Consider the following 23,389-nt stretch of genomic DNA (forward strand, 5'->3'; position numbering starts at 1 on the left):
CATCGTATCCATCCATCAGGAGTCCCCATGACTGACCGCAATGCCGATGCAGATGATAATTGGCTGCTCGACGAGGATGAACCAGCGGCCGCTCCCACTGGCTTGGCAGCGCCTGACCAGCGCCTGTGGCGTGTGCTGATCGTCGATGATGATGTCGATGTGCATGCCGTCACGCGGCTGGCGCTGCGCAACGTCAGCTTCAAGGGGCGCGAGCTGGAACTGTTTTCCGCCTATAGCGGCCAGGAAGCGTATGCCATCTTGCGCGACACGCCCGATATCGCGCTGGTGCTGCTGGACGTGGTGATGGAAACGGATGACGCCGGCCTGATACTGGCCAGGCGCATTCGTGCCGAGCTGAACAATTCCATCGTGCGCGTGGTGCTGCGCACGGGCCAGCCGGGCCAGGCGCCCGAGCAGCGCGTGATCATCGAATACGATATCAATGACTACAAGGCCAAGACCGAGCTGACCACGCAAAAGCTGTTTACGACGGTGATTTCAGCCCTGCGCGCCTATGAAAGCCTGATGATGCTCGAACGCAGCCGCATCGGCCTGGGCAAGATATTGGCGGGCGCCACCAATCTGTACCAGATCCATTCCTTGCGCGAATTCGCTTCCGGCGTGTTGAACCAGGTCAGCGCCATCCTCGACGTGGGCGCCGATGGCGTGCTGTGTTTGATGCAGTGCGGCTCCGGGCGGCCCGAAGTAGTGGCTGCCACCGGTTCCTATGCTGCGCTGGCCGACGCAGAAAACATGCCGCTCGGCCATGCCCTCACGCCCACCATCAACAAGGCTTTCGCGGAAAAGCGCAGCCAGTTTGAGCATCCGGCCAATGTGCTGTTCATCCATACGGAAAGCAAGCGCGAGCTGGCCATTTCCGTCACGCCGCCGTGGCCGCTGGCGCAAATCCAGCGCGATCTGCTGGAAGTGTTTTGCCAGCGTATCGCCGCCGCCTTCGACAATCTGTATATGTTTGGCCAGCTGCGCAAGGCGCAGGAAGCCACCGTGGTGGCGCTGGCCGACCTGGCGGAGTTTCGCGACAGCGATACGGGTGGCCATGTGCGGCGCGTGCAGCAACTATCCGACGCTATCGCCCGCCGCCTGCAGCAGCGCGGCGCCTATCCCGATGAGCTGACGGCGCAGCTGATCGACATGATAGGCCTGGCCAGCATCTTGCACGACGTGGGCAAGGTGGCCACGCCGGACGCCGTGCTCTTGAAGCCGGGCCGCCATACGGATGAAGAGCGGGTGCAGATGCAGCTGCATGCCGGCGTGGGGCGCACCATCCTGGAACGGGCGGCCAATATGGTCGATGGCGTCAGCTACCTGACGTATGGCGCGCAGATTGCCGGCGGCCATCACGAACATTTTGATGGCGCCGGTTATCCGCAGGGCTTGAAGGGGAGCGAGATTCCCCTGTCTGCGCGCATCGTGGCCGTGGTCGACGTCTTTGATGCGCTGTTGCACGAGCGGCCGTACAAGGAACCCTGGCCATATCCGCAGGTGCGCGCTTATATAGAAGAGCGCAGCGGCAAGCAGTTCGATCCGGAAGTGGTGGCGGCGCTGCTCGAACTGATCGACCATGATCCTGCACTGTGGCATCCTGAACGTAACAGTCCCTGACACGGCGGCTTTCTGCGCCGCGCCATTCCCTTGTGCGCGGCGCCGTCATATACTCGGCAGCCTCAGGCGGTCTGGCGCCACGCACCAGTGTGGCGCGCCGCTGAGTTTTCGGATACCGACATGAAAGAACTGCAAGGCCTGACGGCCCTGATTATCGAACCGCATCCGGGCATGCGGTCGAGCCTGCACAATATGCTGAACCTGTGCGGCCTGGCGAAAATCGACGATGCGGCCAGTTCCGGCCAGGCGATCCGCATGCTGGGTAATAAATCCTATGATTTGATACTGTGCGAGTACACGCTCGAGGGCGGTCAGGACGGCCAGCAGATGCTGGAAGACTTGCGCCACCACAAATTGATCCATGCCTCGACCATGTTTTTCATGGTCACTGGCGAAGGCAGTTTTGCCAAAGTGGTCAGCGCCGTGGAACTCTTGCCCACTGACTACATCCTCAAGCCCTTCACGGCCGACCGCATGCTCGAGCGCATCGGCCGCGCGCTGGACAAGCGCAATGCCTTCGTGCCCGTGTACCAATTGACCGATGTGGGCAATGAACGCGCGGCGATTGCCGCCTGCAGCGAAGGCGTCTCTTTATATCCACGCTATGCGACCGATTTTCTGCGCTTGCGCGCGGAATTGCATCTGCTGCTGGGCGAGGCGGCCGAAGCTGAACCCATCTATGCCGCCTTATATGAAAGCAAGGCGATCGGTTGGGCGCGCCTGGGCCAGGCCAAGACCTTGTTCCAGCGCGGCGAGTATGCCGCTGCGCAGAGCATGCTGGAAGGTTTGCTGGAAAACAATAATCGCTTTCTCGACGCCTATGACTGGCTGGCCCGCACGCATCAGGCCCAGGGCCGTCCGCAAGAAGCGCAGCAGGCACTGAGCGAGGCGGTGGCCTTGTCGCCGCATGCGGTGCGCCGTTTGCGCAGGCTGGCCGAGGCGGCCGTGGCGGCCGACGATATGGCGGTGGCGGAAAAAGCCCAGAAGCTGGTCGTGATCAAAGCCAAGTATTCCGAGTTCCGCGATCCGGAAGACCAGGTGCGCCTGGTGCAGACGCTGGTGCGCAAGGGCGACCCGCTGCAGGCGGGCGCCGTGATCCGCGAGCTGGACAAAACCATGGGTGGCCAAAAGAACGTGGAATTATGCAGCGCGCTCTGTAGTGTCATGTTGCATGCCCATACGGGTAATCAGCAGCGCCTGGAGGAATCGCTGGAGGCCGCACTGAACGCCAACCGGCACAGCGTGGGCGGTTCGAATGCCGTCAAAACTGAACTGGCGCGCCTGTGCCTGGCGCATGGCCGCGAGGAAGGCGCCGCCGAAGTGATGCGCGAAGTCATGCGCAATGCACCGGACAGCGCCGCCATGACGCAGGCGATGGCGGTGTTCGAGCACAGCGGGCGTGAAGAGCTGGCCAGGGCGCTGGCGCGGCAAAGCCGGCAGGAAGTGGCCGAGATGGTGGCCGCCGGCGCCGCCAAGGCGGGCGAGGGCGACTTCCGTGGCGCCGTCGAGTTGATGCGTGTAGCGGTCACGCGTTTACCCGACAATCCGCAAGTGGTGTTCAACGCGGCCGTGGCGGTCCTGAAATGCCTGGAGCATGAAGGCTGGGATGAGCGCCTGGGCCAGCAGGCGCTGGCCTTGATTGCCGGGGTGCGCCGCCTGGACCCGCGCAACCCGAAATTGCCGGTGCTGTCGGGCTTGCATCAGCAGATATTGCGCAAGTACCAGCCGCGCGGCCTGGCCTGGATGCATCCGCCTGACGCCTTGTAATAAGGTGATATGCGCAGTGCAATAAGCAGTGGTTGACGGAAAAATGCGGGATGCGGGCAGGGGCTAAAAAAAATTACGATTTTTTTCTTCGAACCCTTGCACATTCTCAAATCGGAAGCTTATAATCACGCCCCGAAGCAGCCAACTTCTTCTTTATAAGCAAATGCGGTAGTTAAGCACCAGCAAATAAGGTTGACAGTTGTGAGTAGGTGCTTCATACTCTGCGGTTCCCGCGGAGGGGTGGCCGAGTGGTTAAAGGCGACAGACTGTAAATCTGTTCTTTCGAGTACGCTGGTTCGAATCCAGCCCCCTCCACCAAGTTTTCAGGTTTTTGAACGGAAAACTGGGTCGTAGTAAGTGAAGATGAAGTGAACGATACCTCGCGGGTGTAGCTCAATGGTAGAGCAGAAGCCTTCCAAGCTTACGACGAGGGTTCGATTCCCTTCACCCGCTCCAGTCCCCGTTCAGATGCTTGATGCATCGCATGCAACAAATTACAGCCCTTGTAGCTCAGTGGTAGAGCACTCCCTTGGTAAGGGAGAGGCCACGTGTTCAATCCACGTCAAGGGCACCAGAATTCGCAGCAAATTCGCAGCAAGTAATAAACAGAAGCAAATTCAACCAGACCGTCGGGCGTGTGCCTGAGCAATCTAATCAAATCATTAGGAGTTCAAAATGGCAAAAGGTAAATTCGAACGGACCAAGCCGCACGTCAACGTCGGCACCATCGGCCACGTCGACCACGGTAAAACCACCCTGACCGCTGCAATCGCAACGGTACTGTCGAAGAAATTCGGCGGCGAAGCTAAAGCATACGACCAGATCGATGCAGCTCCAGAAGAAAAAGCACGCGGCATTACCATCAACACCGCACACGTTGAGTACGAAACGGCTACCCGCCACTACGCTCACGTTGACTGCCCAGGCCACGCCGATTACATCAAAAACATGATCACCGGCGCAGCACAGATGGACGGCGCGATCCTGGTTTGCTCGGCAGCTGACGGCCCAATGCCACAGACCCGCGAGCACATCCTGCTGGCCCGCCAAGTTGGCGTTCCATACATCATCGTGTTCCTGAACAAGTGCGACCTGGTCGACGACGCAGAGCTGCTGGAACTGGTTGAAATGGAAGTGCGCGAGCTGTTGTCGAAGTACGAATTCCCAGGCGACGACGTGCCTATCATCAAAGGTTCGGCCCGTATGGCGCTGGAAGGCAAAGAAGGCGAAATGGGCGTTGACGCAGTATTGCGTCTGGCTGATGCGCTGGACAGCTACATCCCAACCCCGGAGCGCGCTGTTGACGGTGCCTTCCTGATGCCAGTAGAAGACGTGTTCTCGATCTCGGGTCGCGGTACGGTTGTTACCGGTCGTATCGAGCGCGGTATCGTCAAAGTCGGCGAAGAGATCGAAATCGTTGGTATCACCGATACCGTCAAAACGACTTGCACCGGCGTGGAAATGTTCCGCAAACTGCTGGACCAAGGTCAAGCAGGCGACAACGTTGGTCTGCTGCTGCGCGGCACCAAGCGTGAAGACGTGCAACGTGGTCAAGTGCTGGCAAAACCAGGCTCGATCAAGCCGCATGCGCACTTCACCGGCGAGATCTATGTTCTGTCGAAAGATGAAGGCGGCCGTCATACGCCATTCTTCAACAACTATCGTCCACAGTTCTACTTCCGCACGACGGACGTAACTGGTTCGATCGAGTTGCCAGCAGACAAAGAAATGGTTATGCCAGGCGATAACGTGTCGATCACCGTCAAGCTGATCAACCCGATCGCGATGGAAGAAGGCCTGCGCTTCGCTATCCGCGAAGGTGGCCGTACCGTTGGCGCCGGCGTGGTTGCAAAAATCCTCGCATAAGGAAATGTTATGCTTCCACCCGAGGCGTCTTGGGTGGTAGAATAGCGCTCCACTAAAGTTTTACGTAGGGACGTAGCTCAATTGGCAGAGCGTCGGTCTCCAAAACCGAAGGTTGGGGGTTCGATGCCCTCCGTCCCTGCCACCGTCAAGGTGCAGGGCACCGAAAGTAGAAAAATGTCAAATCAATCCGTGCAAACCGTTAGCACGTCGAGTGACAAGATAAAAGTCGCGCTGGCAATAGTGGCGGCGATTGCAGGAGTAGTCGGGTTTTATTACCTGGCAGGCCAACCAGCTCTGGTGCGCGCAGGCGCGCTTGTGGCTGGTTTGCTTATTGCTGTTGCGTTCTTGTGGATCTCGACGACCGGCCGTGAATTCCTGAATTTCGCCAAAGAAGCTGTGCGCGAAACCAAGAAAGTCGTTTGGCCTACCCGCAAAGAAGCGACGCAGATCACCTTGATCGTGTTTGCTTTTGTGTTGGTCATGGCGATTTTCCTGTGGGGCACGGATAAATTGCTTGAGTTTCTGTTGTATGACGTAATTCTTGGTTGGAAAAAATAATGAGCGAAAATGTGCATGATGAAGCGACGGGCGAATCCGTGTCGGGCGATACGCCGGCAGTGGAATCTGGCGCAGCGCTGAGCGTACCGGTAAGCAGCAAGCGCTGGTATGTCGTGCACGCTTATTCCGGCATGGAAAAAAGCGTCATGCGTGCCCTGACCGAGCGTATCGAACGCGCGGGCATGCAAGACCAGTTCGGCCAGATTCTGGTGCCGATCGAAGAAGTGGTTGAAGTCAAGAATGGTGTGAAGTCGGTTACCGAGCGTCGTTTCTATCCTGGCTATGTGCTGGTTGAAATGGAAATGACGGACGAGAGTTGGCACTTGGTCAAGAATACCAGCAAGGTTACCGGTTTTATTGGTGGCAAATCGAACAAGCCGACGCCGATCTCTGCGCGCGAAATCGATGCCATCATGCGCCAGATGCAGGAAGGTGTTGAAAAGCCCCGTCCAAAGACCTTGTACGAAGTGGGCGAGCAAGTGCGTATCAAGGATGGTCCGTTCACCGATTTCAACGGCAATGTCGAAGAAGTCAATTACGAGAAATCCAAAGTACGCGTTTCGGTCACCATCTTCGGTCGTGCTACTCCGGTAGAGCTGGAATTCGGCCAGGTCGAAAAAGTTTAAATCAGTATCAAGCGCCACCAGGAGCGTCGCGGCAATTCAGCGAAATCCGGTCAGAGGAGCCCCGCCAGGGTAGTATCGGCGGGGCGCTACTACTCAATCCAAGATAGGAGCCATCATGGCAAAGAAAATCATTGGTTTTATCAAGCTGCAAGTACCAGCTGGTAAGGCAAACCCATCCCCACCAATCGGTCCAGCTCTGGGTCAACGTGGTCTGAACATCATGGAATTCTGCAAAGCGTTCAACGCGCAGACCCAAGGTCTGGAACCAGGCATGCCGATCCCAGTTGTGATCACCGCATTTGCTGACAAGTCCTTCACCTTCGTGATGAAGACGCCTCCAGCAACCTACCTGATCAAAAAAGCTGCTGCGATCACCAAAGGTTCGCCGAAGCCACATACCGACAAAGTCGGTACGCTGACCCGCGCACAAGCTGAAGAAATCGCTAAATTGAAAACCCCTGATCTGACCGCTGCCGACATGGATGCTGCTGTACGCACCATCGCTGGTTCCGCACGTTCGATCGGTATCACGGTGGAAGGTGTTGTATAATGGCTAAGTTATCCAAACGTATCAAGGCTTTCAAAGCCAAAGTTGACCGTACCAAAGCGTACGGCTTCGACAACGCTGTCGCTCTGATCAAAGAGTGCGCAACGGCCAAGTTCAATGAATCGATCGACGTATCGGTACAACTGGGTGTTGATCCTAAGAAATCCGACCAAGTGGTACGCGGCTCCGTCGTGTTGCCAGCTGGCACCGGCAAAACCGTACGCGTGGCTGTATTCGCGTCGGGCGAAAAAGCGGAAGCTGCTAAAGCAGCTGGCGCCGACATCGTTGGTATGGAAGACCTGGCTGAGCAAATCAAAGCCGGCGACATGCCTTTCGATATCGTGATCGCTTCGCCAGATACCATGCGTATCGTTGGTACCCTGGGTCAGATCCTGGGCCCACGCGGCCTGATGCCTAACCCGAAGGTTGGCACTGTTACTCCTGACGTCGCTACCGCCGTGAAAAACGCGAAAGCCGGTCAAGTTCAGTACCGTACCGACAAATCCGGTATCATCCACGCTACCATCGGCCGTAAATCGTTCGCTGACGCAGATCTGAAATCGAATCTGGTCGCACTGATCGACGCACTGAACAAAGCTAAGCCAGCATCGAGCAAAGGCGTGTACCTGCGCAAAGTCTCGCTGTCGTCGACCATGGGCGCTGGCGTCCGTGTTGACCAGGCTAGCCTGGCAGCTTAAGTAAAGAATCAAGTCCTGTGGCGCCTTAGGGCGCTGCAGGCGCATCTTTGGGCTGTCTGTGTGGTGTTTTCACCATGCAGGCAGACAATCAAAGACCGTTGGGCCGACTGGGACTGCAGGTACAGAAGGTTAATAGGCTTCCTGGCAACGGGAAGTGCCCAACGCAGATGGTGTACCCGAACAAGTTTTGTAGTCCTCATGCTGCGTGAATCCATCCGCTCAGTTTAGTACTTCTTGACTTCGGACGCCGTGTTCGAACCGATGCAAGACGCTTTACCACTCGGTAAAGAGTGTCGAACATCATTTAAGGAGGTTGACCGTGAGTCTCAATCTGAATGACAAAAAGGCCGTCGTCGCCGAAGTTTCCGCACAAGTAGCAACTGCGCAAACTATCGTCGTGGCCGAATATCGTGGCATCCAGGTTGGTCACTTGACGCAACTGCGTGCTAAAGCACGTGCCCAAGGCGTGTACCTGCGTGTGTTGAAAAACACATTGGCTCGTCGCTCCGTCGAAGGCACCCAATTCGCCAGCCTGGCCGATTCCATGACCGGTCCGTTGATCTACTCGATCTCGGCCGATGCCGTTGCAGCAGCTAAAGTCATCGCTGACTTTGCTAAAACCAACGACAAACTGGTTATCACCGCAGGTAACTACGCCGGCAAATCGCTTGATAAAGCGGCTGTCGTAGCACTGGCGAGTATTCCTTCCCGTGAAGTCCTCATTTCGCAGCTGTTGGGCGTTATGCTGGCTCCGGTGTCGGGCTTTGCACGTGGTCTGGCTGCTCTGGCAGCGAAAAAAGGCGAAGGCGCCGCTCCTGCAGAAGAAGCAGCAGTGGAAGAAGCCCCAGCAGCCGCTTAATCGCGCGCGCTTTTTTCTCTCAGTACCAATCTGATGTAACTAACGTAATAAATTTAGGAGTTTCAAAATGGCAATTAGCAAAGACGATATCCTGGAAGCAGTTAGCGCCATGTCCGTAATGGACCTGAACGACCTGGTTAAAGCATTCGAAGAAAAATTCGGCGTGTCCGCAGCAGCGATGGCTTCGGCCGGTCCTGCAGCAGGCCCAGCAGCAGCTGCTGAAGAGCAAACCGAGTTCAACGTTATCCTGGACACTTTCGGCGCAAACAAAGTTGGCGTTATTAAAGCAGTTCGCGAAATCACCGGCCTGGGCTTGAAAGAAGCTAAAGACCTGGTCGATGGCGCACCAAAAACTGTGAAAGAAGCAGTGTCGAAAGCTGACGCTGAAGCAGCACAGAAGAAACTGGTAGAAGCCGGCGCAACCGCTTCGATCAAGTAATATCTGTACTGGCGTCAGTTAGCGCCCGAGCCAAAGTCTGAGATTTCCCCTTGCAAGGGGGGAAATCCGACTTTGGCTCCTTTGTCGTCTGCATTGTATTTGTAATGTATTCGTAGTTTATTTGTAGCAATATCTGTCGCAGTTTTGTTCGATTCAAGCCGGAAAGCAGAGCCTTGAGGTTTCGTCTGTGTCACACGCAGCGTTGCAAATGAACACTTGCAAAACCTGAATTTTCTATCCTTTCTGTCACTCACGGAGTGTCCATGCACTACTCATTTACTGAGAAGAAACGCATTCGCAAATCATTCGCGAAGCGCGCCAACGTTCACCACGTTCCGTTCCTGCTGGCGACCCAGCTCGAGTCTTATCATAGCTTCTTGCAAGAGGACATAGCACCGTCCGGCCGCAAGAACGATGGCCTGCAGTCGGCCTTCACTTCGATTTTCCCTATCGTTTCGCACAATGGTTTTGCGCGTCTCGAATTCTTGTCGTACGTTCTGGGCGATCCTGCCTTTGACGTCAAAGAATGCCAACAACGTGGCCTGACGTTTGCCTCGCCGCTGCGCGCGAAAGTGCGTCTGGTGATCCTGGACAAGGAATCGCCAACCAAGCCAGTCGTCAAGGAAATGAAAGAACAAGAAGTCTACATGGGCGAATTGCCGCTCATGACGACTACCGGTTCCTTCGTGATCAACGGCACTGAGCGTGTGATCGTTTCCCAGTTGCACCGTTCGCCTGGCGTGTTCTTCGAGCATGACCGCGGCAAGACTCACTCGTCCGGTAAACTGCTGTTCTCGGCACGTATCATTCCTTACCGTGGTTCGTGGCTGGACTTCGAGTTCGACCCGAAAGACATCCTGTTCTTCCGCGTCGACCGCCGCCGCAAGATGCCAGTGACGATTTTGCTCAAAGCAATCGGCATGTCGCATGAACAGATCCTGGCCAATTTCTTTGTCTTCGACAATTTCAACCTGCGCTCCGAAGGCGCGGAAATGGAATTCGTCGCCGAGCGTCTGCGCGGTGAAGTGGCGCGTTTTGACATCGTCGACAAGTCGGGCAAGACCCTGGTGCTGAAAGACAAGCGTATCAACGCCAAGCACGTGCGTGATATCGAATCGGCTGGCATCAAACATATTTCCGTACCGGAAGACTACCTGCTGGGCCGCGTATTGGCGAAGAATATCGTCGATGGCGACACCGGTGAAGTCGTAGCAAACGCGAACGATGAGCTGACCGAAGACTTGCTGGGCCGTCTGCGCGATGCCAACGTGTCCGAAATCCAGACCTTGTACACCAACGACCTGGATCAGGGCGCCTACATCTCGCAAACCCTGCGTATCGACGACACCGCTGACCAGATGGCAGCGAAAGTGGCGATCTACCGCATGATGCGTCCAGGCGAACCGCCAACCGAAGATTCGGTGGAAGCGCTGTTCAATGGCCTGTTCTACAACTCGGACCGCTACGACCTGTCGGCCGTGGGCCGCATGAAGTTCAACCGCCGTATCGGCCGTGATGAACTGACCGGCGCCATGACGCTGTCGAACGAAGACGTGCTGGCCGTGATCAAGATCCTGGTGGAACTGCGCAATGGCCGCGGCGAAGTCGACGATATCGATCACTTGGGTAACCGTCGCGTACGTTGCGTGGGCGAACTGGCTGAGAACCAATTCCGTGCCGGTCTGGTACGGGTTGAGCGCGCCGTCAAGGAACGTCTGGGCCAGGCCGAAGCCGACAACCTGATGCCGCATGACCTGATCAACTCGAAGCCGATTTCGGCTGCCATCCGCGAGTTCTTCGGTTCGTCCCAGCTGTCGCAGTTTATGGACCAAACCAATCCTCTGTCGGAAATTACCCACAAGCGCCGCGTATCGGCTCTGGGACCCGGCGGTCTGACACGCGAACGCGCTGGCTTTGAAGTGCGCGACGTGCATCCGACCCACTACGGCCGCGTCTGCCCGATCGAGACACCGGAAGGTCCGAACATTGGTCTGATCAACTCGCTGGCTCTGTACGCCCGCCTGAATGAATACGGCTTCCTGGAAACCCCCTACCGCAAGGTAGAAGGCTCCAAGATCACCGATCAGATCGATTACCTGTCCGCCATCGAAGAAGGCCGCTACATCATCGCCCAGGCGAATGCGACCATCAGCGATGAAGGCACTTTGTCCGATGAACTGGTCTCGGCCCGTGAAGCCGGCGAAACCATCCTGGTATCCCCAGAGCGCATCCAGTACATGGACGTTGCGCCGGGCCAGATCGTTTCCGTCGCTGCCTCGCTGATTCCCTTCCTCGAACACGATGATGCGAACCGTGCATTGATGGGCGCCAACATGCAACGCCAGGCTGTGCCTTGCTTGCGTCCTGAAAAAGCGCTGGTCGGTACCGGTATCGAACGCACTGTTGCGGTCGACTCGGGCACCACCGTACAAGCATTGCGTGGCGGTATCGTTGATTACATCGATGCAGGCCGTGTGGTGATTCGCGTGAACGATGAAGAAGCACTGGCTGGTGAAGTCGGCGTCGACATCTACAACCTGATCAAGTACACCCGTTCGAACCAGAACACCAACATCAACCAGCGTCCTATCGTGCAAGTGGGCGACCGTGTTGCGAAGCGCGACGTGATCGCCGATGGCGCATCGACCGACCTGGGTGAATTGGCTCTGGGCCAGAACATGACCGTGGCGTTTATGCCATGGAATGGTCTGAACTTCGAAGATTCGATCCTGATCTCGGAAAACGTCGTGAAAGACGACCGCTACACCTCGATTCACATCGAAGAGTTGTCGGTGGTTGCACGCGATACCAAACTGGGCGCGGAAGAAATCACCCGCGACATCTCGAACCTGGCTGAAAATCAGCTGGCACGTCTGGATGAGTCCGGTATCGTCTACATCGGCGCTGAAGTACAAGCCGGCGACACCCTGGTTGGTAAAGTAACGCCTAAAGGCGAAACCCAGCTGACCCCGGAAGAGAAGCTGCTGCGCGCGATTTTCGGCGAAAAAGCCTCGGACGTGAAAGACACCTCGCTGCGCGTGCCTTCGGGCATGATCGGTACCGTGATCGACGTACAAGTCTTCACCCGTGAAGGCATCGTGCGCGACAAACGTGCCCAGCAAATTATCGATGACGAACTGAAACGCTTCCGTCTGGATTTGAACGATCAGATGCGTATCGTTGAAGGCGATGCCTTCCAGCGTCTGGAAAAAATGCTGATCGGCAAAGTTGTCAACGGCGGCCCTAAAAAGCTGGCCAAAGGCGCCAAGATCACCAAGGACTACCTGGCCGATCTGGACAAATACCACTGGTTCGACATCCGCCCTGCGGACGACGATGCAGCGGTAGCGCTGGAAGCGATTAAGGAATCGATCAACGAGAAGCGTCACCAGTTCGATCTGGCCTTCGAAGAGAAGCGCAAGAAACTGACGCAAGGCGATGAGCTGCAACCAGGCGTGCAAAAAATGGTCAAGGTTTACCTGGCCGTGAAACGCCGCCTGCAGTCGGGCGACAAGATGGCAGGTCGCCACGGTAACAAGGGTGTGGTTTCCCGTATTGTTCCTGTGGAAGACATGCCATACATGGCCGACGGCACGCCAGCTGACGTGGTGCTGAACCCCTTGGGCGTTCCTTCGCGGATGAACGTTGGTCAGATTCTCGAGACGCACTTGGGCTGGGCTGCCAAGGGTCTGGGTATCCGCATCGGCGAAATGCTGAAGGCGCAAACCAAGGTCGAGCAAGTGCGCAAGTATTTGACCACGATCTACAACGACAACGGCCGTGCCGAAGAGCTGGATCAGTTCGACGACGAAGAGATCATGAAGCTGGCGGAAAACCTGAAAAAAGGTGTTCCATTCGCTACCCCAGTGTTTGACGGCGCGAACGAAGCCGAGATCCGCCGCATGCTGGACCTGGCGTATCCGGACGACATCGCCAAGAACCTGGGCATGACCGCTTCGAAAAACCAGGTGACCATGTATGACGGTCGCACCGGTGAAGCGTTCGAGCGCAAGGTCACTGTCGGCGTGATGCACATGCTGAAACTGCATCACTTGGTTGATGACAAGATGCATGCACGTTCGACCGGTCCTTACTCGCTGGTAACGCAACAGCCGCTGGGTGGTAAAGCCCAGTTCGGTGGTCAGCGCTTCGGTGAGATGGAAGTGTGGGCACTGGAAGCGTACGGCGCGTCGTATGTCTTGCAAGAGATGTTGACCGTCAAGTCCGATGACGTGAATGGCCGTACCAAAGTGTACGAGAACCTGGTCAAAGGCGACCACGTGATCGACGCCGGCATGCCTGAGTCGTTCAACGTGCTGGTCAAGGAAATCCGTTCGCTGGGTATCGATATCGACCTCGAACGCAACTAAAAGACAGGCTTATTGACCCAATAAGCGTCATTTGGTTTGGGAAACACAAAGCCCGGCTGGGAAACCATGCCGGGCAATGTAGTCTCAGGAATATAGAAATTTAATCACCTCTGGAGTGATACATGAAAGCACTGCTCGATCTATTCAAGCAAGTACAGACTAACGAGACCTTCGATGCAATCAAGATCGGTCTCGCTTCGCCTGAGAAAATCCGTTCGTGGTCCTACGGCGAAGTCAAGAAGCCGGAAACCATCAACTATCGTACCTTCAAGCCTGAGCGCGATGGTCTGTTCTGCGCCAAGATCTTTGGCCCGATCAAAGACTACGAATGCCTGTGCGGTAAATACAAGCGTTTGAAACACCGCGGCGTGATCTGCGAAAAGTGCGGCGTTGAAGTCACGCTGGCCAAAGTGCGCCGTGAGCGCATGGGCCACATCGAACTGGCCTCGCCAACCGCGCACATCTGGTTCCTGAAATCCCTGCCATCGCGCCTGGGTATGGTGCTGGACATGACCCTGCGGGACATCGAACGCGTGTTGTACTTTGAAGCATATGTCGTGACCGATCCAGGCATGACCCCGCTGAAAAAGTGCCAGATCATGTCGGAAGACGACTACGCCGCCAAGTACGAAGAGTACGGCGACGACTTCACCGCCTTCATGGGCGCCGAAGGTATCCGTGAACTGCTGCGCTCGATCGACATCCACCGCGATGCCGAAACCCTGCGCGTGGAACTGAAGGAATCGAAATCCGAAGCCAAGATCAAGAAATACGCCAAGCGCCTGAAAGTGCTCGAGGCATTCCAGCGTTCGGGCATCAAGCCTGACTGGATGATCATGGAAGTGCTGCCAGTGCTGCCGCCGGAACTGCGTCCGCTGGTACCGCTGGATGGTGGCCGTTTCGCGACCTCGGATCTGAACGATCTGTATCGCCGCGTCATCAACCGTAACAACCGTCTGAAACGCCTGATGGAGCTGCGCGCTCCAGAGATCATCACGCGCAACGAAAAGCGCATGCTGCAAGAAGCAGTCGATTCGCTGCTGGACAACGGCCGTCGCGGTAAAGCGATGACCGGCGCCAACAAGCGTCCGCTGAAGTCGCTCGCTGAGATGATCAAGGGTAAAGGCGGCCGTTTCCGTCAAAACTTGCTGGGCAAACGCGTCGATTACTCCGGTCGTTCGGTCATCGTGGTGGGCCCGCAATTGAAACTGCATCAGTGCGGCTTGCCGAAACTGATGGCGCTGGAACTGTTCAAACCATTCATTTTCAATAAACTGGAACTGATGGGCCTGGCAACCACGATCAAGGCCGCCAAGAAGCTGGTCGAGATTCAAGAGCCGGTCGTATGGGACATCCTGGAAGACGTGATCCGTGAACATCCGATCATGTTGAACCGCGCACCTACCTTGCATCGTCTGGGTATCCAGGCTTTCGAGCCAGTGCTGATTGAAGGCAAGGCCATCCAGTTGCACCCACTCGTCTGCGCGGCATTCAATGCCGACTTTGACGGTGACCAAATGGCGGTCCACGTTCCTCTGTCGATCGAAGCACAGATGGAAGCACGTACCCTGATGCTGGCATCGAACAATATTTTGTTCCCATCGAACGGCGAACCGTCGATCGTGCCATCGCAGGATATCGTGCTGGGTCTGTACTACGCGACCCGCGAAGCGATCAATGCGAAGAACGAAGGGATGCTGTTCCCTGACGTCTCCGAAGTGATACGCGCCTACGATAACAAGGAAGTCGAACTGACGACCCGCGTGACCGTGCGTATTACCGAATACCCGAAAAACGCTGAAACCGGCGAATTCGAAAAAACCATCACCCGCTACGAAACGACGATCGGCCGTGCGATCCTGTCGGAAATTCTGCCTAAAGGCTTGCCGTTCTCCGTATTGAACCGCGCGCTGAAAAAGAAAGAAATTTCCAAGCTGATCAACACCTCGTTCCGCAAGTGCGGCCTGCGCGCAACTGTTGTGTTCGCAGACAAACTGATGCAATCGGGCTTCCGCCTGGCGACGCGCGCAGGTATTTCGATCTGCGTCGACGACATGCTGGTACCGCCTCAAAAAGTGACCCTGATCGCGACGGCCGAATCGGAAGTCAAGCAGATCGAACAGCAATACGCTTCGGGTCTGGTGACCGCCGGCGAACGTTACAACAAGGTCGTCGACATCTGGGGCAAAACCTCGGACGAAGTCGGCAAGGCCATGATGGACCAGCTGAAAGTCGAAGACGTGATCCGCCGCGACGGCACCAAGTCGACGCAAGAATCGTTCAACGCCATTTACATGATGGCCGACTCCGGCGCGCGCGGTTCCGCAGCCCAGATTCGTCAGTTGGCCGGTATGCGTGGTCTGATGGCGAAACCGGATGGCTCGATTATCGAAACGCCGATTACCGCGAACTTCCGCGAAGGTCTGAACGTTTTGCAGTACTTCATTTCGACTCACGGCGCTCGTAAAGGTCTGGCCGATACGGCGCTGAAAACGGCTAACTCCGGTTACCTGACACGTCGTCTGGTTGACGTGACGCAAGATCTGGTGGTGATCGAGGACGATTGCGGCACCATGAACGGCGCCGTCATGAAAGCGCTGGTTGAAGGCGGTGAAGTCATCGAACCATTGCGTGACCGTATCCTCGGCCGCGTGACGGTGCATGATGTCGTCAACCCTGAAACCCAGGAAACGCTGTACGAAGCCGGCACCTTGATGGACGAAGACATGGTCGAAGAGATCGAACGTCTGTCGATCGACGAAGTCAAGGTACGCACGCCACTGACTTGCGACACGCGCTTCGGCCTGTGCGCCAAGTGCTATGGTCGCGACCTGGGCCGCGGCATGCTGGTCAACGCCGGCGAAGCCGTCGGTGTGGTGGCAGCGCAGTCGATTGGTGAGCCTGGTACCCAGCTGACCATGCGTACCTTCCACATTGGTGGTGCGGCATCGCGTGCAGCAGTGGCATCGTCGGTAGAAGCGAAGTCGAACGGTACCATCCGCTTCACGGCAACCATGCGTTACGTGACGAATGGCAAGGGCGCGCAAATCGTCATTTCCCGTTCCGGCGAAGTGCTGATTACCGACGACCATGGCCGTGAGCGTGAGCGTCATAAAGTACCGTACGGTGCAACCCTGATCGTCAAGGACGGTCTGGTCATCAAGGCCGGTACGGCCCTGGCAACGTGGGATCCTTTGACCCGTCCGATCATTACCGAATACGCCGGTCTGGTGCGTTTCGAGAACGTCGAAGAAGGCGTCACCGTGGCCCGTCAGGTCGACGAAGTGACCGGTCTGTCCACCCTGGTGGCGATCGATGCGAAACGTCGCGGTTCGCTGACCAAAACGCTGCGTCCGCAAGTCAAGCTGATCAACGACGCGAATGAAGAAGTCAAGATCGCCGGCACCGAACATTCGGTGGCGATCGGCTTCCAGGTCGGCGCGCTGATCATGGTGAAAGACGGCCAGGCGGTATCGGTCGGTGAAGTGCTGGCACGTATTCCTACCGAATCGCAAAAAACGCGCGATATTACCGGTGGTCTGCCACGCGTTGCCGAGCTGTTCGAAGCGCGCTCGCCGAAAGATGCCGGTATGCTGGCAGAAGTTACGGGTACGGTTGCGTTCGGTAAAGAAACCAAGGGCAAGCAGCGTCTGGAAATCACGGACATGGACGGCAACAAGCATGAGTTCTTGATCACCAAGGACAAACAAGTGCTGGTGCATGACGGCCAAGTCGTGAACAAGGGCGAGATGATCGTGGACGGCCCAGCCGATCCGCAAGACATCCTGCGTCTGCTGGGTATCGAAGCGCTGGCACGTTACATCGTTGACGAAGTGCAAGACGTGTACCGTCTGCAAGGCGTGAAGATCAATGACAAGCACATCGAAGTGATCGTGCGTCAGATGCTGCGCCGTGTTCAGATCGTCAATGCCGGCGACACCAACTACATCGTTGGCGAGCAGGTAGAGCGTTCGGAACTGCTGGACGAGAACGATCGTATGGCGCAAGAGAACAAGATTCCTGCGACCTACGAAAACGTCTTGCTGGGTATTACCAAGGCATCGTTGTCGACCGATTCGTTCATCTCGGCCGCATCGTTCCAGGAAACCACCCGCGTGCTGACCGAAGCGGCGATCATGGGCAAGCGCGATGGTCTGCGCGGCTTGAAAGAGAACGTCATCGTCGGCCGTCTGATCCCTGGCGGTACGGGCCTGGCCTTCCACCGCGCACGCAAGGAAAAAGAAGCGTGGGAAGTGGAAGAACGTCAAGCACTGCTGCTGGCCGAGAAAGCCTCGCTGGCTGGCGAAGCTGCCGAAGCGCTGCAAGATATTGAAATCCAGCAACACCAGGGCGACGAAGCGTAATCTGGCTTCTTGCTAACAAAAACGGCACCAGGGAGAAATTCCTGGTGCCGTTTTTTTATGTCTGATACAAACAAATCTCAAGCCGGGACGACGCCAAAATGTCCTGCACGCAAACGTTCCATCGCCTGGTTCAGCGATGCTATGCTCTCGAACACGAAGGGGCCACGCGTTACCACGGCTTCGTCGATATGCGCTGCGGCCAGCAGCACGCAATGGACTTCTTCCGTGGTACTCAAGCTGAGCTGGCCTGCCTCCCCGGCGCTGGCGCAGATGGCTTGGCCAGCCTGCAAGGCAATGCCCGCATCGATATCGAGCGTGCCGCTCACCACGTATATCCACGCATTCCAGCCGGCCGGCAGCGCTACATCGTAGGGCTCGGCGATGTCTTGCAGCTTGATGTCGAGCATTAAGACAGGTGTGGGCGTGATGGCGGGCGAGACCAGCGGGCCGACCTGGCCTGCCACCACGCGCACGCGGGCACCGGCCTTGCCGATGATGGGCATCTGCTTGCCCGGCACGCAAAACGAGTCGGGCGCCAGGTTTTTCAGGCTGGCTGGCAGGTTGACGAAAATCTGCAAGGCGTGGATATGCGATTCTTCGCCGACAGGCAGTTGCGTATGCAGGATGCCACTGCCGGCCAGTGTCCAGTGCAGGTCGCCCGCGCCGAACTGGCTGCGGTGTCCCAGGGAATCACGGCTGAGCATTTCCCCACGGCTATCTTCAAACATCAAGGTGACCGCTGAAAAACCCGCATGCGGGTGCACATCGAAGGTCGGCTGCCACATATGAAAATGGTCGACCATCACGAAGGGCGACATGGCCGCGCCATGGAAGGCGTCATGGCGAAATTGCGCGATGGTGCAGCCGGTGCCGACCGGCATGGGCCGCGCCGTGACGATATTGGAAAAACGTAAGCGCATGCTGTCGACCTCCTGATGAATGATGCGATCAGTGTAGTCAGGCTGCCATGGTGGGGGAAGACGGCCAAGCCCGGACAGATTGTTCGGAAATGTGGGAAGATCGAGTCATGCTCAATCTGACTGACGTCTTTTACTTCGTGCAAGTGGTCAACCATGGCGGCTTTACGGCGGCTGGGCGGGTATTGCATGTGGCCAAGTCCACGCTCAGCGCCAGGGTCCAGCAGCTGGAAAACGACTTGAATGTGCGCCTGTTGAACCGCAGTACCCGCAAGTTCGGCCTGACCGATGTGGGTAGCGAGTTTTATGGGCAGGCGCAAGTGTTGCTGCACGAAGCGGACCTCACTGAAAATATCGCGCGCCGCCGTTTGAGCGAGCCTGCCGGCCTCATCCGCATCAGCACTTCCGTGACGGTGGCGCAATTCGCCTTGCGCGATATTCTGCCCGGTTTCATGCGCCGTTTTCCTGGCATTACCGTGGTGCAGCATGCCAGCGACATCATGGCCGACTTGATCGACGCGGGTTATGACCTGGCAATACGTGGTTACTCGAGTCCACTGCCCGATTCCTCGCTGGTGCAGCGCAGGCTGAGCGCCGTTTCCTGGAGGCTGTATGCGGCCCCGGCTTATTTGGAACGCCGGGGTCTGCCGTTGCTGCCGCAAGAATTGTCCAGCCATGAGGTGCTGATCTTCGGGCGTGAAACGCAGCAGCACTGGCAGCTGCATCAAGGGGATGAGGCCGCGCTGGCCGTACCCGTGCAAGCGCGGTTTGCCAGCAACGATATGGTGGCGCTCAAGCATGCAGCATGTGCCGGGCTGGGTCTGGTGGCCTTGCCTGAATATGTGTGCCGCGAGGAAGAACAGAGCGGGCGACTGCGGCGCGTGTTGCCGGAATGGCGCGCCGCCGATTCCCATTTGTATGCCGTGTTTCCATTCCGCCAGGGCTTGCTGCCCTCGGTACGGGCCCTGCTCGATTGCCTGGCCGAGGAAATGCCGGCGGCGATCGCTTCTTGAGCTACGCCGGGTTCGCCTGCCGCATGCCGCGCTTGATCGCTTGCGGCGGCATGCCGTAAGCGCGGATAAAGGCGCGGCGCATGCGTTCCGGGTCATCGAAACCGTTTTCACGCGCCACCACGTCGATCGCATGATTGCCTTGTTCCAGCATGGTGCGCGCCGCTTCAACCCGTAAAGTTTCCACGGCTTTCGCCGGTGAATGGCCGGTTTCGAGGCGAAAACTACGGCTGAACTGGCGCCGGCTCAAGTGGGCCGCATCGGCCAGTTCATCCACGCTCAATGGTTTGCGCAGGTTCGCCTTCGCGTAGCTGAGCGCGCTCTGGATGCGGTCCGATTTGGGTTCCAGTTCCAGCAGCGCGGAAAACTGCGATTGCCCGCCGCTGCGCCGGTGGTACACCACCATCTGGCGCGCTACCGTGCGGGCAATCTCGGCGCCCGCATCCGCTTCCAGCAGCGCCAGGGCCAGGTCGATACAGGCAGTCATGCCGGCCGAACTCCAGAATTTGCCATCATTGATGAAAATGCGGTCTTCTTCCACCTTGGTCTTGGGAAACTCGCGCTGCAGCTGCCGCGCCTGGCACCAGTGCGTGGTGACCCGGCGGCCGTCGAATAAGCCGGCCTCGGCCAGCAGCATCGCACCGGTGCAAATGCTGGCCATGCGCCGCGAAGCTGCGCCCGCCTGGCGCAAGAAATCGAGGAAGGGGGCCGTCGCCACGATGCTTGAGGTGGCGCCACCGACCAGGACGGTATCGTAGTCATGCCGTGAAAACGGCAAGGTATCGACCTTGGCCAGCGAGGAACTGGCCACCAGTCCGCCGTGTTCGGACAGCATCTGGATGTCGTAGCGTGGCCCGCCCGGCAAATTATTGGCCAATTCAAAAACGGTGATGGCGGCCAGGTCGACGATCTGGAAGCCGGGAAACACGACGAAGGCGATGGTTTTTTGCATGATGGCCCAAAGTGAGGTTTCTATGTCATTCGGGTTAAAGGTTAAACCTCTACACTGGTCCTGTCAACGCATGCAATGCCTGGCGCGAGGCGCCAAGAAGCATGCCCAACCTAAAGAGGATTTATCATGACGACCTTGAACAAGACAGGTACTGCAGTGATCACGGGCGCATCGACCGGCATCGGCGCGATTTACGCCGAGCGCCTGGCGCGCCGCGGCTACGATTTACTGCTGGTGGCCCGCAGCGCCGACAAGCTCGATGCGCTGGCCACGAAGCTGGCCCGCGAAACGGGCCGTGCGGTGGCCACCGTGACCGCCGACCTGAGCAAGGCAGATGAGGTGCGCGCACTGGAACAGCGCTTGCGCAATGATGCCAGCATCACCTTGCTGGTCAACAATGCGGGCGTGGGCGCGACGGCGAGCCTGATCGATTCCTCGGCCGATGACCTCGACCATATGCTGCAATTGAATGTGCTGTCGCTGACGCGGCTGACGCACGCGGTGGCGCCGGGCATGGTGGCGCGCGGCAACGGCGCCATCATCAATATCTCGTCGATCGCCGCCGTGGCGCCGGAGTTGTTGAATGGCACGTATGGCGGCAGCAAGGCTTATGTATTGGCGCTGACGCAATCGCTGCACCACGAATTGAAAGACAAGGGCATCCGCGTGCAAGCCGTTTTGCCAGGCGCCATCGCCACGCCATTCTGGGACCGCGCCGGCGTGCCGATCTCCCATTTGCCGGCCGCCATCGTCATGACGCCGGACAACCTGGTCGATGCAGCATTGGCGGGATTTGACCAGGGCGAAGTGATTACCGTGCCGTCCTTGCCTGATATTGCTGATTGGAACCGCCTGGAAACAGCGCGCCTGGCGCTGGGGCCGAATCTTTCTCATACTAAACCAGCCGCCCGCTATCAGGTGGCGTAATCACTCTGCATTAAGCTTATTCAGTTGCCGGTCTTGCACCGGTAACTGAATTGGTTGATAGGGATTGCCGGCTTATTTATGCCATGCTTTATATCGATTTCGATATGAACTTTTGATACGGGTATCGATTTAATCCTGTTGGTGATTGGGGCAATGAATTCAGCCTATTCATCTGACTTCCCTGCTGATCTGTTCTGGCCATGCCGCGCTGCAAAAACGCCCTGTTGCGTCCACGCCCGCCTGCGCCGCCTGTTATGCCAATTATCAGTTTATTCATGCTAAGATTTGGCGCATGATAGCCCATGCCCTGTTCACCCCGGCCCAGCAGAAGCTGTTGGGATTGCTCTTTGTGCGCGTGAACGAAGGCTTCCACTTGAATGAGATCATGCGCCTGACCGGCCTGGGCAGCGCCTCGGCCCAGCGCGAACTGCGGCGCCTGCACGACTCCGGCCTGATCACGTCCGAGCGTATCGGCAATGTGCGGCGCTTCTGGCCGAACAAGGAAAGCCTGGTCTACCCGGAATTGAGCGGCCTGGTGCAAAAGACCTTTGGCCTGGTGGGCGTACTGAGCACCACTTTGGCGCCATTGCGTACGCAGCTGCAGCTGGCCTTTGTGTATGGCGCAACGGCCAAGGGGCAAGATTTGCCGGGCGACCCGGTTGAGCTGTTGCTGGTGGGGGAAGAAGCCAATTATGGCGATCTCTTGACGCGTTTGGCGCCCGCCGAACGAACCTTGCGCCGCAAAATCAATCCCAATTTATATACCTTGGCCGATTATCGGCGCCGTTTGCGTGAAGGCCAGCCATTTCTGCTGCAGGTATTACAGCAGCCTAAACTATTTGTGATTGGCGATGCGCTGCAATTGTCGGAATTGGAAATACAGAACGCTTATCTTTAAGTGCAGATGGAAATAAAAGTTTCTGCTATAAAGTAAATAGTAATTGCAGGAATTAAGAATAAGCGATGCGAATAAGCATAGAGGCGGACTGATCGTATGATGAATAAACTACAGGCGTTTGGATTGATCGTTTCCCAGGCGGTGCGCGGGGAATTGACTTTCCCTACCAGCGTCAATGCCGCCTTGCAATTGCAACTGGCCTTGTCCGAGCCGGACTGCCATATCGACCTGGCCATCAAGCTGGTGCTGGCCGAACCTTTGCTGGCTGCCCGTACGGTAGCGCTGGCGAACTCGGCCGTGTACAGCCGTGGCGCGGCGGCGCCCGTGACCAGCGTGCGCGCGGCCGTCATGCGCATGGGCTACCGCAACTTGTATGCCCTGGTGGCGGCCATGGTGGTACGCCAGTTTGGCAGCAAGATCATCGATCCCCAGCTGCGGCTGAAGGCCGAGCAGCTGTGGGAACATACGGCGCACGTGGCGGCGCTGGCCCATGTGCTGGCGCGGCGCGTGACCAATATCGACCCTGATACGGCCTTGTTCGCCGGCATCGTACATGAAGTGGGCGGCTTTTATCTGCTGTCGCGCGCCGACGAGTTTCCTGGCTTGCTCGATGACGATGCCGAACACTGGATGGAGTCGGCCGAAGAAATCATTTCGCGCGAAGTCATGAAAAAGCTGTTGATCCCGCAAGCGGTGTCCGAAGCGGTCGAAGGCTTGCGCGATGGCCTGCTGGCCATACCGCCCGATTCCCTGCTCGACACCTTGCTGCTGGCCAAGCAACTGGCGCCGGTTGCATCGCCGCTGCAACAGACTTTCGTGGAAATGCTCACGCCGTCGGACTCCGTCATCGATTTCATTATCGATAACGAGACCTTGCAAAGCATCCTGGCCGAATCGGCCGAGGAAGTGCGCTCGATGAGCGCGGCGCTGCTGGTGTAGTGATGAAAAAATCGGCAGCCCCCACTGGC

At 57.4% G+C, this 23,389-nt stretch carries 17 protein-coding genes and 4 tRNA genes; 19 read left to right on the forward strand and 2 right to left on the reverse strand.

Annotation, left to right across the window (positions count from 1 at the left end; translation table 11 throughout):
* The first annotated feature begins 27 nt into the window (after positions 1-27).
* The 15 genes from HDE72_RS01290 (at position 28) to rpoC (ending at position 17,717) form a co-directional block, all read left to right on the forward strand.
* Entirely contained in the window at positions 28-1,623 is a 1,596-nt protein-coding gene (locus HDE72_RS01290) for a DUF3369 domain-containing protein (protein WP_183736950.1), read from the forward strand.
* Between the two features lie 120 nt (positions 1,624-1,743).
* The gene (locus HDE72_RS01295) at positions 1,744-3,390 is read left to right on the forward strand and encodes a tetratricopeptide repeat-containing response regulator (protein WP_183736951.1); all 1,647 of its coding nucleotides are present in this window, start codon (positions 1,744-1,746) and stop codon (positions 3,388-3,390) included.
* A 234-nt stretch (positions 3,391-3,624) separates the two neighbouring features.
* Positions 3,625-3,708: transfer RNA gene (locus tag HDE72_RS01300), tRNA-Tyr, on the forward strand.
* Between the two features lie 64 nt (positions 3,709-3,772).
* A tRNA-Gly gene (locus tag HDE72_RS01305) sits at positions 3,773-3,846 on the forward strand.
* A 43-nt stretch (positions 3,847-3,889) separates the two neighbouring features.
* Positions 3,890-3,964 (forward strand) — tRNA-Thr (locus tag HDE72_RS01310).
* A gap of 101 nt (positions 3,965-4,065) precedes the next feature.
* Positions 4,066-5,256, forward strand: coding sequence for an elongation factor Tu (gene tuf, locus HDE72_RS01315; RefSeq protein ID WP_183736952.1), 1,191 nt, complete (start codon positions 4,066-4,068; stop codon positions 5,254-5,256).
* A 66-nt stretch (positions 5,257-5,322) separates the two neighbouring features.
* Positions 5,323-5,398 (forward strand) — tRNA-Trp (locus HDE72_RS01320).
* A 32-nt stretch (positions 5,399-5,430) separates the two neighbouring features.
* Positions 5,431-5,814, forward strand: coding sequence for a preprotein translocase subunit SecE (secE, locus tag HDE72_RS01325; protein ID WP_183737182.1), 384 nt, complete (start codon positions 5,431-5,433; stop codon positions 5,812-5,814).
* A complete protein-coding gene (gene nusG, locus HDE72_RS01330) occupies positions 5,814-6,440 on the forward strand; it encodes a transcription termination/antitermination protein NusG (protein WP_183736953.1) in 627 nt (208 codons plus the stop codon). The genes secE and nusG overlap by 1 nt, the downstream gene beginning before the upstream one ends.
* 115 nt (positions 6,441-6,555) lie before the next feature.
* Entirely contained in the window at positions 6,556-6,990 is a 435-nt protein-coding gene (gene rplK, locus HDE72_RS01335; RefSeq protein WP_034753131.1) for a 50S ribosomal protein L11, read from the forward strand.
* On the forward strand, positions 6,990-7,685 hold the full coding sequence (rplA, locus tag HDE72_RS01340) for a 50S ribosomal protein L1 (RefSeq protein ID WP_183736954.1): 696 nt from the start codon (positions 6,990-6,992) through the stop codon (positions 7,683-7,685). The genes rplK and rplA overlap by 1 nt, the downstream gene beginning before the upstream one ends.
* Positions 7,686-8,004: 319 nt before the next feature.
* A complete protein-coding gene (rplJ, locus tag HDE72_RS01345; protein WP_183736955.1) occupies positions 8,005-8,544 on the forward strand; it encodes a 50S ribosomal protein L10 in 540 nt (179 codons plus the stop codon).
* A gap of 67 nt (positions 8,545-8,611) precedes the next feature.
* Positions 8,612-8,983: a 50S ribosomal protein L7/L12 gene (gene rplL, locus HDE72_RS01350; protein ID WP_034753136.1), complete on the forward strand. Its 372-nt coding sequence runs from the start codon at positions 8,612-8,614 to the stop codon at positions 8,981-8,983.
* 263 nt (positions 8,984-9,246) lie between these two features.
* Complete coding sequence (gene rpoB, locus HDE72_RS01355) at positions 9,247-13,353, forward strand: DNA-directed RNA polymerase subunit beta (protein ID WP_183736956.1); 4,107 nt, start codon at positions 9,247-9,249, stop codon at positions 13,351-13,353.
* Between the two features lie 122 nt (positions 13,354-13,475).
* A complete protein-coding gene (rpoC, locus tag HDE72_RS01360; protein ID WP_183736957.1) occupies positions 13,476-17,717 on the forward strand; it encodes a DNA-directed RNA polymerase subunit beta' in 4,242 nt (1,413 codons plus the stop codon).
* Between the two features lie 77 nt (positions 17,718-17,794).
* On the opposite strand, the gene HDE72_RS01365 is transcribed toward rpoC, so the two are convergent.
* Entirely contained in the window at positions 17,795-18,637 is an 843-nt protein-coding gene (locus HDE72_RS01365; protein ID WP_183736958.1) for a pirin family protein, read from the reverse strand.
* A gap of 107 nt (positions 18,638-18,744) precedes the next feature.
* On the opposite strand from HDE72_RS01365, the gene HDE72_RS01370 reads away from it, so the two are divergent.
* Complete coding sequence (locus HDE72_RS01370; protein WP_183736959.1) at positions 18,745-19,647, forward strand: LysR substrate-binding domain-containing protein; 903 nt, start codon at positions 18,745-18,747, stop codon at positions 19,645-19,647.
* 1 nt (position 19,648) lies between these two features.
* Here HDE72_RS01370 and HDE72_RS01375 read toward each other — a convergent pair whose 3' ends face one another.
* The gene (locus tag HDE72_RS01375; RefSeq protein ID WP_183736960.1) at positions 19,649-20,596 is read right to left on the reverse strand and encodes a GlxA family transcriptional regulator; all 948 of its coding nucleotides are present in this window, start codon (positions 20,594-20,596) and stop codon (positions 19,649-19,651) included.
* 126 nt (positions 20,597-20,722) lie between these two features.
* On the opposite strand from HDE72_RS01375, the gene HDE72_RS01380 reads away from it, so the two are divergent.
* The 3 genes from HDE72_RS01380 (at position 20,723) to HDE72_RS01390 (ending at position 23,360) form a co-directional block, all read left to right on the forward strand.
* On the forward strand, positions 20,723-21,523 hold the full coding sequence (locus HDE72_RS01380) for an SDR family NAD(P)-dependent oxidoreductase (protein WP_183736961.1): 801 nt from the start codon (positions 20,723-20,725) through the stop codon (positions 21,521-21,523).
* 292 nt (positions 21,524-21,815) lie between these two features.
* The gene (locus HDE72_RS01385) at positions 21,816-22,421 is read left to right on the forward strand and encodes an ArsR family transcriptional regulator (protein WP_183736962.1); all 606 of its coding nucleotides are present in this window, start codon (positions 21,816-21,818) and stop codon (positions 22,419-22,421) included.
* Positions 22,422-22,520: 99 nt separating this feature from the next.
* Positions 22,521-23,360: an HDOD domain-containing protein gene (locus tag HDE72_RS01390; protein WP_183737183.1), complete on the forward strand. Its 840-nt coding sequence runs from the start codon at positions 22,521-22,523 to the stop codon at positions 23,358-23,360.
* Positions 23,361-23,389 lie beyond the last annotated feature (29 nt).

Source organism: Janthinobacterium saanense (genome assembly GCF_014200675.1).
In the GTDB taxonomy this organism is placed as follows: domain Bacteria; phylum Pseudomonadota; class Gammaproteobacteria; order Burkholderiales; family Burkholderiaceae_D; genus Janthinobacterium.